The organism is Martinezella lusitana (assembly GCF_900094565.1).
GTDB classification, from domain to species: domain Bacteria; phylum Pseudomonadota; class Alphaproteobacteria; order Rhizobiales; family Rhizobiaceae; genus Rhizobium; species Rhizobium lusitanum.
The window spans coordinates 534,011-547,362 of sequence record NZ_FMAF01000005.1 but is presented as its reverse complement, the minus strand read 5'-3'; the positions used below and the strand labels follow the sequence as shown (position 1 = coordinate 547,362).

The following is a 13,352-nucleotide window of genomic DNA, read 5'->3' as shown; positions in this document are numbered from 1 at the left end:
TTCAGCTCCGCGGGATGGTAAAAGCACAAGACGGGCTATATAGCGGGCAAACGCCGCGAAATTAATCATATAGACCGGACTTTACTTGCATCATGGCTCCGATCATTTCCATCCGCAGTCTTACGAAAACATATGCCAACGGATTCCAGGCGCTGAAAGGTATCGATCTCGATATCGAGCAGGGAGAAATCCTTGCCTTGCTCGGGCCGAATGGTGCCGGCAAGACGACACTGATTTCGATCGTCTGCGGGATCGCCAATCCGAGCGGTGGCTCGGTGATGGTCGGCGGCCATGACGTCGTGCGCGATTTTCGCGCCACGCGCAGCATGATCGGCCTCGTGCCGCAGGAGCTGACCACCGACCAGTTCGAGACCGTGTGGAATACGGTGAGCTTTTCGCGCGGACTGCATGGCAAGAAACCGAACCCCGCACACATAGAGAAGGTGCTGCGTGACCTCTCGCTGTGGGACAGGAAGGACAACACGCTTCGCCAGCTGTCCGGCGGCATGAAGCGGCGCGTCCTGATCGCCAAGGCGCTGTCGCACGAACCGCAGATCCTTTTCCTCGACGAGCCGACCGCCGGCGTCGATGTCACGCTGCGCAAGGACATGTGGCACGTGGTCGAGCGCTTGCGAGGCTCCGGCGTCACGATCATCCTGACGACGCATTATATCGAGGAAGCCGAAGAGATCGCCGATCGTGTCGGCGTCATCAATGGCGGCCAATTGCTGCTCGTTGAGGAGAAGAAGGCGCTTATGGCCAAGCTCGGCCGCAAGCAGCTGATCCTTGATCTCAGCGAGCCGCTGGATGCCATACCGCACTGCCTCGAAGGTAACGGGCTTTCGCTCGGATCGAACGGTCTGACGCTGATCTACGATTTCGATGCCCAGCACGAACAGTCGAGCATCGCAGTGCTTCTGTCGCGGTTGGCAGCCGAAGGGATCCACTTCAAGGACCTCTCGACGCGCCAGAGTTCGCTCGAGGACATCTTCGTATCGCTGGTGGGAGAAGGCAAATGAACTTCGAGGCGATCAAATCCATTTATTCCTTCGAGATGGCCCGCACGCGCCGCACGCTGCTGCAGAGCGTCGTTTCGCCGGTGATTTCCACCTCGCTCTACTTCATCGTCTTCGGCGCCGCCATCGGCTCGCGCATCCACATGGTCGACGGCATTTCCTACGGCGCTTTCATCACGCCGGGCCTGATCATGCTGACGCTGCTCGGTCAGTGCATCAGCAACGGCTCCTTCGGCATCTACTTCCCGAAATTCACGGGCACGATTTATGAAGTCCTGTCCGCTCCGGTCGCCATGACCGAGATCGTTCTCGGCTATGTCGGCGCGGCGGCGACCAAGGGCATGATGATCGGCCTGATCATCCTGCTGACGGCGAACTTCTTCGTTGACATCACCATCCAGCATCCGTTCATGATGATCCTTTTCTTCGTGCTGACGGCGGTGACCTTCAGCCTGTTTGGCTTCATGATCGGCATATGGGCCGGGAATTTCGAGCAATTGAACCTTATTCCCATGCTCGTCGTGCCGCCGCTGACCTTCCTCGGCGGCAGCTTCTATTCCATCAACATGCTGCCACCCTTTTGGCAGGCCGTCAGCCACCTCAACCCGGTTCTCTATCTCGTCAGCGGCTTCCGCTGGAGCTTCTACGGTATCGCCGACGTCAATCCGGTGCTGAGCCTTGCCATGATCACGCTTTTCCTGGTCATCTGTCTGGGCGTTCTCGGATGGATTTTCAGGACGGGATACCGATTGAGAAACTAAGCACGCCGCTATCGTCGGACATCTCGATATGGCAGGCAATTGCGGATGACGCGGTCCGGCGCTCCGACAATCTCATTTCGTCCGGGGCGATCTATCGCTGCTGACCTGATGTCTCTTCAGCCCCCACGCCGCGTTCAACCGGCTGCCATCTTGCGCGGTGCGATCGTCATGGCCATGACACCTGCTACGACGCAGACAAGACCCGCGGCTGCCGTCGAGGATACGGGTTCGCCGAGGAAGATCACGCCTATTCCGACGCCGATGGGAACGCGCAAGTAGGCCTGCGCGGTGGTGCCGACCGAACCCAGAGTTTGAATGAGCCGGAAATAGATACTGAAGGCGAGGGCGGTCGAAACGATCGACAGGCCGAGCAGGGACAGGATCGAGGCCGTTGATGGCGTGAGCTGCCAAGGATGCTCGAAAAACAAACTGGCGGGGATAAGGAGAGCGGCGCCGCATAGCAACGAGCCGGCGGCGGGCATCATCGGATCCAGTCCCTTGAAATTGCGCCCGAACAGTGCGGCGCTGGCATAGCAGACCGATGCGGCGATGACGGCGAGCTGCGCGGGCAGTTGCCGGCCTACTCCATTCAATGCATCAAGGCCGATGATGAGACAAATTCCTGCCATGCCGGCCACGACGCCGAACAGCTTGCGTCCCGTCAACCGCTCGCTGCGAAGAAGGATTGCCGAGAGCAGGAATGCAAAGATCGGTGTCGTGGAATTCAGGATCGTTGCCAGGCCGGCGTCGAGCGTCTGTTCGGCCCAGGCGATCAGCGTGAAGGGAATCGCGCTGTTGAGGCAGGATTGAACGAGAAAGCGCCGCCAGGTCGCCGCATCTCTCGGCAGGTGGAGGCCGCGCCAGCGAATGATCGCAAGGAGAACGAGGCCGGCGATCAAGGTGCGGGCGGCAATCAGCGTGATTGGCGGGATGGTCGCCACGCTGACGCGGATAAAGCTGTAGGACGCGCCCCAGCAGGTCGCGAGGATCAAGAGAAGCAGCAACTCTGTCGTTATGTTGGTCTTTGCGGGCGCCATGCGCATTTCACTCTTTGTACGGTTCAGATCTGCCGTCTTTTAGAGTGACGGGACCGAGGAATGCTTCGATCCCGGCCGAACTATCGATTGCCGTCGTTCGCCTCGCTCAATCCCTGAGTCGAAGCTCGTCGGTCTGCATCTGCAACGAGCCCAAAGTCTCAAGGAAGCTCATGCCGAGCAGGCTCTGGTCGAGCCTGCCTGCCTCGGCGACGGTCGCCTCGACGTCACGGCGCTTGATCGGGCCGATGGCGACCGAGCCGAGCTCGACGGGAGCGGCTTTGGCGCGACCATTGGCGGTCAGCACGGTCATGGAATAGGTGAGGTTTTCCGGGATGATGCCGACGCGTTCGGCGTCTTCTTGCGAAAGCGCGATGGTGCTGGCGCCGGTGTCGATGAGCATATCGATCGGCTGTCCGTTAATCAGCACTTCCGCTTCGAAATGCCCGTTCGAGCGCTTGTGGAGGATGATCTCCTGTCCGCCTTCGCTTGTGGTAACCACGACGGCATGTCCCGGCATCAATCCGGCGAAGACGCGGTTTCCAACCTGCTCGGCGTCGTGGCGATAGATATAGACGGTCGCCAGCGCCATGATGACGACCAGCCAGATCAGGAGATTGCGCAGCGACTGGCTGACGGTCTGTCGGCTCGCCCAGACTGCGGCGCTCATCATCAGGGCGATCGGCAACAGATAGACGATGCGGGCGAAGTCGTCATTGTGCATGCCGAAGGTCGTGCCGCCGCTGTTGTTGAAGATGAGCAGTGCAAGGCCGATCCCGAGAATGGCGAGAACGATGTTCAGGCGGTTCATGCGGTACTGCGCTCCCGCGCCAGCCGTTGGCGGCGGGTTTCCCTGCGAGGCTTGCGTTCGACCTTCGTCAGGCGCTCGGGCAGGGTCTGCATGATCTCGCGGCGTTCGTCGTCGCTATACGTCATCCAAGCACCGATTTCCTCGGTCGTGCGTCCGCAGCCGAAGCAATAGCCGGTGTTCGTATCGATGGAACAGACAAGGATGCAGGGTGTCAGCATGAGATCATATATCGATGCTTCAAATGCACATAGCAAGAGTACACAGGGATGCGATCTCGCAAATCTGCTGCGTCGCGCCGATGGTGTCGCCGGTGTGACCGGACAGTCTTTGGCGCACGCGTCGGGTGACGAGAAACGTCGCGGCGGCGGTTACGAGAAGGCAGGGAACAAGCGCGGGAATACCCAGGCTCGGCCAAATGAGGAGCGTCGCAAGGCCGAGTGCCACGATCAGCGCCAGCTGCATGGCATCGCCATCCGGCCTGCCGGCGGAAGCCGCGATTCCATCCGGTTTGGCGGGAGGGAGCGCATACCAGTGCCACACCATCGCGCCGCGGCTGAGGGCGGCGGTTGCCAGAAGCGCGGCTGCTGAATCGAATGGCAGGGTGCCACGGCCGATGGCCGCCAATGCCGCGGCGCGCAGCCCGAAGGAGAGGATCAGCGCGCAAGCGCCATAGGTGCCGATGCGGCTGTCCTTCATGATGGCAAGCGCGCGCTCGCGGTCCTTGCCACCACCCAATCCGTCAGCGGTGTCGCTGAGACCGTCCTCATGCAGCGCACCTGTCATGACCGTTTGCAACGTGAGAGCCAGCAGCGCTGCCATCAGCGGATCGATGTGAAGGGCAAGCAGCACACCGAAGACAAAGGCGGCGGGCAGGGCGATCAGCAATCCGGCAAAGGGGAAGGCGCGGGAAACCCGCGCGAGCTTGCCGTCATAGCCTGTGAAAAACGAGGTCGGCACGGGAATACGACTTAAAAAGGCGACCGCGCGCGCGATGTCGCGCATGTATTCCCGCATTTCTTCCTCTCCCCGCTACCGGCGCGACAGCATCGGACGCTTTTGGAGTTGTTCGCGCCGATTCCGAAGACTAATAGAGTCGCACGCAAAGAACCTGATTTGAGACCAAAAGACAAGGAACGGCATTCATGAGCGTAACCGGCTTGCCCTTCGACGATTTCCGCACCCTGCTGCGCGACCTGCCTGGGCCGGATGCACAGGCGCTCGTGGCGGCGCGCGAGCGCGACGCGCAGCTCACCAAGCCGCCCGGCGCGCTCGGTCGGCTCGAGGAGATCGCCTTCTGGCTGGCGGCCTGGACCGGCCGGCCGCCAGCGGTGACCCGGCCGCTGGTCGCGATATTCGCCGGCAATCACGGTGTCACCAAGCAGGGAATTACGCCATTCCCGCCTTCCGTCACGCAGCAGATGGTGGAGAACTTCGCCGCCGGTGGCGCGGCGATCAACCAGATCTGCGTCACCTATGATCTCGGCCTCAAGGTCTTCGATCTGGCGCTCGATTTTCCGACGGCTGACATCACCGAGGAGCCGGCGCTGAGTGAGCGCGACTGTGCCGCGACCATGGCCTTCGGCATGGAGGCGATCGCCGGCGGTACGGACTTGCTCTGCATCGGCGAGATGGGCATCGGCAACACCACCATCGCCGCCGCCATCCATTATGCGCTTTATGGCGGCAAGGCGGAGGACTGGGTGGGTCCGGGAACGGGCTCCGAGGGCGAGATGCTGAGGCGCAAGATCGCTGCTGTCGAGAAGTCGGTCGCGCTACACCGCGCTCATCTTTCCGATCCGCTGGAGGTCCTGCGTCGTCTCGGCGGTCGTGAGATCGCCGCCATGGCTGGCGCCATTCTTGCGGCACGCATGGAGCGCATCCCGGTTATCATCGACGGCTATGTCGCGACCGCTGCCGCCTCCATCCTCAAGGCGGCCAATCCATCCGCGCTCGATCATTGCCTGATCGGTCACGTTTCGGCGGAGCCGGGGCATTTGAGGTCCATCGAGAAGCTCGGCAAGACACCGCTCCTGGCGCTCGGCATGCGGCTCGGTGAGGGCACCGGCGCGGCGCTTGCGGCCGGGATCGTCAAGGCCGCTGCGGCCTGCCATTCCGGGATGGCGACGTTCGAAAGCGCCGGTGTCGCCAACAAGCATTGATCGAATATGGTGGCGAGATGCCGGAGAGGCATTTCGCCACTGAATTTCCTGTGGAGCGATCGTTTCACGTCATAAATCTGTAGTGAATTTCGAGGGCGTTCGAAAGTGTCGTCTTGCTTCATCGAAGCTGAGGCGGTATTCGCGAAGCGTCTAATTTGCAATCGGAACATTGCGGACGGAGCGGGCATGGCCGAGTTTTCGAAACCAGCAGTCACCAAGGAAACGGGTTTCAGGCATTTCTTTGCCGCTGCCGGTTATTCCTGGGGTGGTTTTCAACGGCTGCTTCAGGAGGCTGCTTTTCGCCAGGAGCTGCTGTTTGCAGCGGTTTCACTGATCCTGCTGATCGTAGTCGGTGCAAGCCTCGGTGAGATCGTCATCGGCATGGTGCTTTTCCTCGGCGTTTTTGCGATCGAAGCAATGAATACGGCCGTAGAAGAGGTCATAGACCGGATTTCGCCGGAGATTTCCAATGTCGGCAAATATGCCAAGGATCTTGGCTCCTTCGCCGTGTTTTGCATGCTGGTCGCTGCCGGCATCTATATGCTTTACGTTATCGGCAGCCATTTGCTTTTCCGCTAGGCGCCGGAAAACGAACCTCAGGCGAAGCTCTTCTTGCGCCGTTCGATGAGCGGTGCGTCCTCGACGGCCGGCAGGCTTTGCAGCACGCGTCTGGCCGGCAGGATGGCGATGACCTCGGTGCCCTCACGCAGCTTGGATTTCAACATGAACTGACCGTCATGCTTGGCGAGGATGGCCTGCACGATCGGCAACCCCAGGCCGGTTCCTTGCTCCGCGCTCTTGATGGCGATCGAGCCCTGCCCGAAGGCGGAGAGGACCACCGGGATCTCCTCTTCGGGAATACCAGGCCCATTGTCCTTGATTGCCACATATTGTCCGCCTCCGGCCGTCCAGCCGACCTTGACGCTGATTTCGCCGCCTTGCGGCGTGAATTTCACGGCGTTCGACAGAAGGTTGAGGATCACCTGACGCAAGGACTTTTCATCTGCCCATATCGAGGGAAGCTGCGGCTCGAATTGAGACGAGATGGATATGTTCTTGCCGCGGGCGCGCAGCTGCACCATGCCGATGCAATCCTCCGCCACATCGAGCAGCGAGATTGCTTCCTCGTTCAGTTCGTATTTGCCGGCTTCGATGCGCGACAGATCGAGGATCTCGTTGATCAGGTTGAGCAGGTGCTGCCCGGAGCGATGGATATCGGTGGTGTACTCGCGATAGGTCGCATTGTTCAACGGCCCCATGACCTCAGCCGACATGACCTCGGAAAAGCCGAGAATGGCGTTCAGCGGCGTTCTGAGTTCATGCGACATGGAGGCGAGGAAGCGTGATTTGGCGAGGTTTGCCTCCTCGGCACGCCTGCGCGCCTCGTCGGACATGGACTTTGCGACTTCCAATTCCACGATCAGATCATCCTTTTCAGATTGGAAGGAAAGGATCTTCAGATTGGATTGAAACATCCGATTGGTGATGAGGGTGAAGAAAATCACGGCGACGGAGACCGCCGCAGTCAGCGCGATGTCGGAGGGCTTTCGTGTCAGGATGGCGGTTACGGCAAGAGCTACCGTGGCCGGTGCAAAGGAAAAGGGGACGGCGCGCGGCAGCATGAAGTTGGCCATCGCCGTGATGCAGATCGCCACCAGCAATGTCGCGCCCTTATAGAGGCTGAAGCTGTCGCCACCGCAGGTCGCGCAGCCTTGCATGGCGAAGATTGCCCAACAGAGGCCGACAAGCAGCTGTCCCAGCAACAGGATCTGACGCCATTTCCTGGCGCTCTCGGCGGTTATGTCCTGCTTCTTTGCTCGTCTGCCGAGCAGCATGTTGATGGCATGCGCCGTCAGGATGGGAATGGTCCAGAAGAAGATTTGGACGTCACGCGTCAGATAGACGCCGAGCGCCGCGACGACGATGGCGAAGATCGGCACGATTGCCGCACCTTGCAGCAACGTGTCGATATGCATGACCATAAGTTCGCGATCGAAGTTGCGGCTGTGGCCGGTTTGCAGGCGCTCGCGCGTCTGCCGCACGGCCTTCGACACAGCCCGGTTGCGGTGACTGCGCGATCGGTCGACGATGTTTTTATCTGTCGATGTGCTGACGCCGGTTCTCATGGACACGTTGAAACTTGGCCTGCGTGAGATTACAGACTAGCGGTCAAATCTTAAGAAGATGCTGCGACGAAATGATTTGTTTGCCATCTTTGCCAAGGATTTATTCTTAAAGGAGGCAGCAGCGTGACGAGGTCCTGCCGCCTGTTTCGCGACGGCGTGGCCACATTTGCTCTGCTCGCGGTGCTAGGTTTGCTGGCGTTGAAGATGAATAATCGCCCGGAACTCATTCAAACCGGCAGCTTTTTCGTTATCGATGGTGATACGCTCTCATCCGATGGCCAGCGCTTCCGACTGCTTGGCATCGATGCGCCTGAGTATCGTCAACAATGTCGACGCAACGGCATAGACTGGGCTTGCGGCGAAGAAGCGCGCCGAACCCTCAACACACTTATTAACGCCGGCACACCGGAATGCCGTGGACGCGACCATGATCGCTATGGCCGGCTGCTCGTAACTTGCATGGCGGGCGAACTCGATATCAATGGTGAAATGGTTCGCAGCGGCATGGCGCTGTCCTACGGCGGCTATACCGCCGAGGAGCACGCGGCGCGGCAGGCGAAGGCCGGAGTTTGGGCCGGTGATTTCGAGCGGCCGAAGGACTATCGGCGCGAGGAGAATGTGGCGCAATCCAATCGAAGCAATCCGCTCACAGGCCTGATCGACTATCTGCAGCAACTCGTCGGATGGAGGACGCAGTGAAGCGGGAAAGTGAATTGCAGGTCCTGCATTCGGCGATTGCCGCATGTCGACTCTGTCGGGACGCGCCGGCGAAAGGCGAGGCGGATCGGCTGCCGCATGAGCCACGGCCGGTCGCGACGCTCTCATCGACGGCGCGTATCCTGATTGCGGGGCAGGCCCCTGGCCTGCGCGTTCACGAGAGCGGCCTGCCGTTCAACGATGCTTCCGGCGATCGGCTGCGGCAATGGTTGAGTGTCGATCGCGAGAGCTTCTATAACCCCGACCATTTCGCCATGTTGCCGATGGGCTTCTGTTTTCCCGGCTATGACGCAGCCGGTAGCGATCTGCCGCCGCGCAGGGAATGCGCGCCTTTATGGCGGCAGAAGGCCGTGGATGCGATGCCGCAGATCGAGCTGATCCTGACGATCGGTCAGTATGCCCAGGCATGGCATCTCGGCGCTGAGCGCATGGCGTCGATGACGGAAACGGTCGCGGAATGGCGGCACTATTTACTCTCGCGCCGATCGCCGGCCGTTCTGCCGTTGCCGCATCCGAGTTGGCGCAACAGCGGCTGGCTGAAGCGTCATCCCTGGTTTGAGGCGGAGTTGCTCCCCGCGTTACAAGAACGTGTGAAAATCCTGATTTCTTGAAAAAAGTTTCTTTTCTCCCGCTTAAAGTAGGCTATAGAGAGAATATAATTCGAAGGGATGCTTAAATGGACCGTCTTGACCGCAAAATCCTGCGTCTTCTGCAGGAGGATTCCACTCTGGCCGTGGCCGATCTCGCCAAGAAGGTCGGGCTGTCAACGACACCATGCTGGCGCCGCATCCAGAAGATGGAAGAGGACGGCGTCATTCGCCGCCGCGTGGCGCTTCTCGATCCTGAAAAGGTCAACACCAAGGTCACCGTTTTCGTTTCCATCCGCACCAACAGCCACTCCATCGAATGGCTGAAGCGTTTCTCCGAGGTGATTGCCGATTTCCCGGAAGTGGTGGAATTCTATCGCATGAGCGGCGATGTCGACTATTTGCTGCGGGTCGTCGTTCCCGATATCGCCGCCTATGACGCTTTCTACAAGCGCATGATCGCTAAGATAGAAATCCGCGACGTATCGTCGGTTTTTGCGATGGAGCAGATCAAGTATTCGACGGAGCTGCCGCTGGATTACATGCTGCTGGAGAATGCGAAGTCGAACGAGGACTGAGCGCCGCTTCGCAAGGGCGCTCAGCCGAATCGTTATTTCAGCTGATAGACTTTCGTTACTTCCGGTCCAGCCGTGCGAGCAGGGATGACGTATCCCAGCGGTTGCCGCCCATGGCCTGAACATCGCCGTAGAATTGGTCGACGAGCGCGGTCAGCGGCAGCTTGGCCTGGTTCTGGCGGGCTTCGGCGAGCACGATGCCGAGATCCTTGCGCATCCAGTCGACGGCAAAGCCGAAATCATATTTGCCGACATTCATGGTCTTGTGGCGGTTTTCCATCTGCCAGGAGCCGGCGGCTCCCTTGGAAATGACCTCCACCACCTTTTCGATATCGAGGCCGGCTTGCTTGCCGAAGTGGATGCCTTCGGCAAGACCCTGAACGATGCCCGCGATGCATATCTGGTTGATCATCTTGGTCAATTGGCCAGCACCGACCGCTCCCATCAGGCCGACCATGCGAGCATAGGCGTCGATCACAGGTCGTGCCTTCTCGAACACGGCTTCATCGCCGCCGCACATGACTGTCAGCACACCGTTTTCCGCGCCGGCTTGCCCGCCGGAGACGGGCGCATCGATGAAGTTGGCGCCTTTCTCCCTGGCGGCAGCGTAGAGTTCGCGTGCCACTTCGGCGCTGGCGGTGGTGTTGTCGACGAGTATCGCGCCGGCTTTTATGCCTGAAAGGATACCGTTTTCGCCGATCGTGACCGAGCGCAGGTCGTCGTCATTACCGACGCAGGTGAAAACGAAGTCGGCGCCTTCGGCGGCCTCAGCCGGGGTGGGGGCGAACTTGCCCTCGAACTGCTTGGCCCATGCCTCGGCCTTGGCAATGGTCCGGTTGTAGACGGTGACGTCATGCCCGCCCTTGACCTTCAGATGCCCCGCCATGGGATATCCCATGACGCCCATGCCGATGAATGCGACCTTTGCCATTTTCGTTACTCCCTGACCGATTTTGACTGAAGGCTTAGCGGAAAGGCTAGAGGGACGGAAGACCGATTTATCGGCTAACTTGTCACGGTGCCACAGGATTTGAAATTTCATTTCTAATTTATGATGTTTTTCGAAACCAAATTTCGTCTCGGGTGAGAAACTTCAATATATCCTTTGTCGATATATTCTATGGATTTGCGATGCTCAAGCATCGATAAACAAGCCGGCGGCCGCAGGAAGCGCCAAGGCGCCATGAAAAGGATCTTCGATGATTTCGCGCAGACAGACACTCGGCCTCCTTGGCGCCACGGCAGCTGCCTTCGCGTTGCCCTCCCTCCGGCCGGCACGTGCCGCTGCGGCGACGAGCCTTCGCATTGGCTGGCAGAAGAACGGTGTTCTGGCGCTCGCCAAGCGTAAGGGAGCGCTGGAAAAACTGCTCTCCGGTCGTGGCATCTCCGTCGAATGGTCGGAATTCACGTCCGGCCCGCCGCTGCTCGAAGCGCTCGGTGCGGGTGCTCTTGATTTCGGCGCGACCGGCGATGTGCCGCCGCTCTTTGCGCAGGCCGCCAACGGCAACCTGCTCTATGTCGGCCTTTACACGGGCAGCCCCGAAAGCTCGGCCATTCTGGTCCGCAAGGATTCGCCGATCCAGACGCTTGCCGACCTCAAGGGGAAGAAGGTCGCCTTCAAGCGCGGCTCCAGCGCTCACAACGTGACCGTCAAGGCCTTGCGCAAGGGCGGACTGACGGTCAGCGACGTCCAGGCGCTCGATCTCGCGCCGCCGGATGCCTCGGCCGCTTTCAAGACAGGCGCCATCGATGCCTGGTCGATCTGGGATCCCTATCTTGCCATTGCCGAAGCGGATCCTGATACCCGCATCCTCGCGACGGCTCGCGGCATCGTCGACTCCTTCAGCTATTTCCTGGCGAACGGCGATTTCACCAAGGGCAATCCGCCGGTCATTACCGACGTGATCGCCGAACTCGCCAAGGTGGGGGCAGCGGCGCAGTCCAATCTCGACGACACAGTTACGGCCCTGTCTCAGATCACCGGCGTTCCGGCCGACGTGACGCGGGTAACATTGGCGCGCCCCGGCTCGGATCTTGGCAGTGTTTCGACCATTACCGATGCGGCGGTCGCCTATCAGCAGGGGCTGGCCGACGAATTCTACAATCTCGGGATCGTCCCGAAGAAGCTGACCGTCACTGATATCGTCTGGCGGCCGAAGGCGAGCTGAGCACTGCCGGCCTGCTTGCAGATGCCCGTGCGGCCCGCGTCTCAAACATCGCGGACGGGGCCGCATGGGGAAAAATATTCCGCCGAACGCCCGGCAATAGAAAATCTTCATTGTCGATATAATTCATAGTCTATGTCACTATCCGATCGAAGCATCGGGAAGTGGCTCCCGACCACGCGCATCCAGAAGGCAGGAACACTTCATGACCGCGACTGCAAAACCCATCGACTTCCTGTGGTTCATTCCCACTTCCGGCGACGGCACTTATCTCGGTACGACCGACCTCAATCGCGGCCCGGAGATCGGCTATCTCCAGCAGATTGCACAGGCGGTCGATCGGCTGGGTTATACGGGCGTGCTGCTGCCGACGGGCGTCTCCTGCGAGGAGTCCTTCGTTACGGCGGCGGCTCTTTCGGCGCATACCCAGAAGCTGAAATTCCTGGTGGCGATCCGTCCCGGCACCGCATCGCCTGCTTATTACGCCCGTCTCGCCTCGACGCTCGACCGCGTTTCGAACGGTCGCGTGCTGCTCAACATCGTCGTCGGCGGCAGCCCGGCGGAGCTGGCAGGCGACGGCATTCATCTGGAGCATGACGAGCGCTATGCCCACGCCGATGAGTTCTTCCATGTCTGGGAGGAATTGCTGGAGAAGGGATCTTCGACCTTCGAGGGCAAGTATATCAAGGCCACCAACGCAAAACTGGGCCTGCCGCCGGTGCAGTCGCCGCGCCCGCCGCTCTATTTCGGCGGTTCTTCGGATGCCGGCATCGAATTCTCTGTCGGCCGTGTCGACAAATACCTGACCTGGGGCGAGCCGCCGGCGCTGGTGGCCGAGAAGATCGAGAAGGTGCGGGCCGCTGCCGCCAAGCGGGGCCGCGAGGTCAGCTTCGGTATTCGCCTGCACTTCATCGTCCGCGAGACGGATGAGGAGGCATGGGCCGCGGCCGACAGGCTGATCTCCAAGCTCGACGACGAGACGATCCGCGAAGCGCAGGAGCAGTTCGTCAAGCAGTCCGACTCGGTCGGCCAGAAGCGCATGGCCGCCCTTCACGGCGGCCGCCGCGACAAGCTGGAAGTTTCGCCGAACCTCTGGGCGGGCGTCGGCCTGGTGCGCGCTGGTGCCGGCACGGCCCTTGTGGGGTCACCGAAGACGGTGGCGGCAAGGCTACGTGAATATCAGGAACTCGGCATCGAAACGGTGATCGGCTCCGGTTATCCCCATCTGGAGGAAGCCTATCGCGTCGCGGAGCTCTTGTTCCCCGAACTCGGATTGAACCGCGAGGAGCAGCGAGCCGGATTCCGCAACGAGTTCGGCGCGAAGCAGATTTTTGCCGGTGGCAGCCATGGCGGCAATCTGAAAGTCGTTTCCGGCTCGTGAGCCATCCTTCCAAGGAGATC

Annotated in this window: 15 protein-coding genes; 9 read left to right on the top strand and 6 right to left on the bottom strand. The window is 60.3% G+C overall.

From position 1 onward, the window contains the following. Positions 1-92: 92 nt before the first annotated feature. Both GA0061101_RS14860 and GA0061101_RS14855 read left to right on the top strand, forming a co-directional pair. A complete protein-coding gene (locus tag GA0061101_RS14860; protein WP_047556510.1) occupies positions 93-1,019 on the top strand; it encodes an ABC transporter ATP-binding protein in 927 nt (308 codons plus the stop codon). After that, positions 1,016-1,777: an ABC transporter permease gene (locus GA0061101_RS14855; RefSeq protein WP_037202510.1), complete on the top strand. Its 762-nt coding sequence runs from the start codon at positions 1,016-1,018 to the stop codon at positions 1,775-1,777. Before GA0061101_RS14860 ends, GA0061101_RS14855 begins: the two co-directional genes overlap by 4 nt. Positions 1,778-1,911: 134 nt before the next feature. Here the strand turns inward: GA0061101_RS14855 and GA0061101_RS14850 are convergent, their stop codons facing one another. From GA0061101_RS14850 to GA0061101_RS14835, 4 genes are all read right to left on the bottom strand, one after another. After that, complete coding sequence (locus GA0061101_RS14850; RefSeq protein WP_092573836.1) at positions 1,912-2,814, bottom strand: DMT family transporter; 903 nt, start codon at positions 2,812-2,814, stop codon at positions 1,912-1,914. Between the two features lie 106 nt (positions 2,815-2,920). Continuing rightward, on the bottom strand, positions 2,921-3,622 hold the full coding sequence (locus GA0061101_RS14845; RefSeq protein ID WP_092573835.1) for a TIGR02281 family clan AA aspartic protease: 702 nt from the start codon (positions 3,620-3,622) through the stop codon (positions 2,921-2,923). After that, positions 3,619-3,840, bottom strand: a complete 222-nt coding sequence (locus GA0061101_RS14840; RefSeq protein ID WP_092573834.1) for a DUF1289 domain-containing protein — start codon at positions 3,838-3,840, stop codon at positions 3,619-3,621. The genes GA0061101_RS14845 and GA0061101_RS14840 overlap by 4 nt, the downstream gene beginning before the upstream one ends. 19 nt (positions 3,841-3,859) lie before the next feature. After that, entirely contained in the window at positions 3,860-4,636 is a 777-nt protein-coding gene (locus GA0061101_RS14835) for an adenosylcobinamide-GDP ribazoletransferase (RefSeq protein ID WP_092573833.1), read from the bottom strand. Between the two features lie 128 nt (positions 4,637-4,764). On the opposite strand from GA0061101_RS14835, the gene cobT reads away from it, so the two are divergent. Both cobT and GA0061101_RS14825 read left to right on the top strand, forming a co-directional pair. After that, the gene (gene cobT / locus GA0061101_RS14830; protein WP_092573832.1) at positions 4,765-5,781 is read left to right on the top strand and encodes a nicotinate-nucleotide--dimethylbenzimidazole phosphoribosyltransferase; all 1,017 of its coding nucleotides are present in this window, start codon (positions 4,765-4,767) and stop codon (positions 5,779-5,781) included. A gap of 186 nt (positions 5,782-5,967) precedes the next feature. Then, on the top strand, positions 5,968-6,360 hold the full coding sequence (locus GA0061101_RS14825; protein ID WP_037202502.1) for a diacylglycerol kinase: 393 nt from the start codon (positions 5,968-5,970) through the stop codon (positions 6,358-6,360). A 17-nt stretch (positions 6,361-6,377) separates the two neighbouring features. Here the strand turns inward: GA0061101_RS14825 and GA0061101_RS14820 are convergent, their stop codons facing one another. Continuing rightward, complete coding sequence (locus GA0061101_RS14820; protein ID WP_047638289.1) at positions 6,378-7,907, bottom strand: sensor histidine kinase; 1,530 nt, start codon at positions 7,905-7,907, stop codon at positions 6,378-6,380. 123 nt (positions 7,908-8,030) lie between these two features. Between GA0061101_RS14820 and GA0061101_RS14815 the strand changes: the two genes are divergently transcribed. From GA0061101_RS14815 to GA0061101_RS14805, 3 genes are all read left to right on the top strand, one after another. Next, positions 8,031-8,606 (top strand): thermonuclease family protein, encoded by a 576-nt coding sequence (locus GA0061101_RS14815; protein ID WP_092573831.1) that lies wholly within the window; start codon positions 8,031-8,033, stop codon positions 8,604-8,606. Next, on the top strand, positions 8,603-9,235 hold the full coding sequence (locus tag GA0061101_RS14810) for a uracil-DNA glycosylase family protein (RefSeq protein ID WP_092573830.1): 633 nt from the start codon (positions 8,603-8,605) through the stop codon (positions 9,233-9,235). Before GA0061101_RS14815 ends, GA0061101_RS14810 begins: the two co-directional genes overlap by 4 nt. Before the next feature lie 65 nt (positions 9,236-9,300). Then, on the top strand, positions 9,301-9,789 hold the full coding sequence (locus tag GA0061101_RS14805; RefSeq protein ID WP_037202496.1) for an Lrp/AsnC family transcriptional regulator: 489 nt from the start codon (positions 9,301-9,303) through the stop codon (positions 9,787-9,789). Positions 9,790-9,844: 55 nt separating this feature from the next. Here GA0061101_RS14805 and GA0061101_RS14800 read toward each other — a convergent pair whose 3' ends face one another. Then, positions 9,845-10,717 (bottom strand): NAD(P)-dependent oxidoreductase, encoded by an 873-nt coding sequence (locus GA0061101_RS14800; protein ID WP_047638285.1) that lies wholly within the window; start codon positions 10,715-10,717, stop codon positions 9,845-9,847. Between the two features lie 268 nt (positions 10,718-10,985). On the opposite strand from GA0061101_RS14800, the gene GA0061101_RS14795 reads away from it, so the two are divergent. Continuing rightward, entirely contained in the window at positions 10,986-11,954 is a 969-nt protein-coding gene (locus GA0061101_RS14795) for an aliphatic sulfonate ABC transporter substrate-binding protein (protein WP_092573829.1), read from the top strand. A gap of 202 nt (positions 11,955-12,156) precedes the next feature. Then, complete coding sequence (gene ssuD, locus GA0061101_RS14790) at positions 12,157-13,332, top strand: FMNH2-dependent alkanesulfonate monooxygenase (protein WP_037202492.1); 1,176 nt, start codon at positions 12,157-12,159, stop codon at positions 13,330-13,332. Positions 13,333-13,352 lie beyond the last annotated feature (20 nt).

Coding starts and splice junctions, on each gene's coding strand:
- GA0061101_RS14855 (WP_037202510.1), top strand. CDS start 1,016: ATGAACTTCGAGGCGATCAAATCCATTTATTCCTTCGAGATGGCCCGC.
- GA0061101_RS14825 (WP_037202502.1), top strand. CDS start 5,968: ATGGCCGAGTTTTCGAAACCAGCAGTCACCAAGGAAACGGGTTTCAGG.
- GA0061101_RS14820 (WP_047638289.1), bottom strand. CDS start 7,907: ATGAGAACCGGCGTCAGCACATCGACAGATAAAAACATCGTCGACCGA.
- GA0061101_RS14845 (WP_092573835.1), bottom strand. CDS start 3,622: ATGAACCGCCTGAACATCGTTCTCGCCATTCTCGGGATCGGCCTTGCA.
- GA0061101_RS14840 (WP_092573834.1), bottom strand. CDS start 3,840: ATGCTGACACCCTGCATCCTTGTCTGTTCCATCGATACGAACACCGGC.
- cobT (WP_092573832.1), top strand. CDS start 4,765: ATGAGCGTAACCGGCTTGCCCTTCGACGATTTCCGCACCCTGCTGCGC.
- GA0061101_RS14795 (WP_092573829.1), top strand. CDS start 10,986: ATGATTTCGCGCAGACAGACACTCGGCCTCCTTGGCGCCACGGCAGCT.
- GA0061101_RS14835 (WP_092573833.1), bottom strand. CDS start 4,636: ATGCGGGAATACATGCGCGACATCGCGCGCGCGGTCGCCTTTTTAAGT.
- GA0061101_RS14800 (WP_047638285.1), bottom strand. CDS start 10,717: ATGGCAAAGGTCGCATTCATCGGCATGGGCGTCATGGGATATCCCATG.
- GA0061101_RS14850 (WP_092573836.1), bottom strand. CDS start 2,814: ATGGCGCCCGCAAAGACCAACATAACGACAGAGTTGCTGCTTCTCTTG.
- ssuD (WP_037202492.1), top strand. CDS start 12,157: ATGACCGCGACTGCAAAACCCATCGACTTCCTGTGGTTCATTCCCACT.
- GA0061101_RS14805 (WP_037202496.1), top strand. CDS start 9,301: ATGGACCGTCTTGACCGCAAAATCCTGCGTCTTCTGCAGGAGGATTCC.
- GA0061101_RS14860 (WP_047556510.1), top strand. CDS start 93: ATGGCTCCGATCATTTCCATCCGCAGTCTTACGAAAACATATGCCAAC.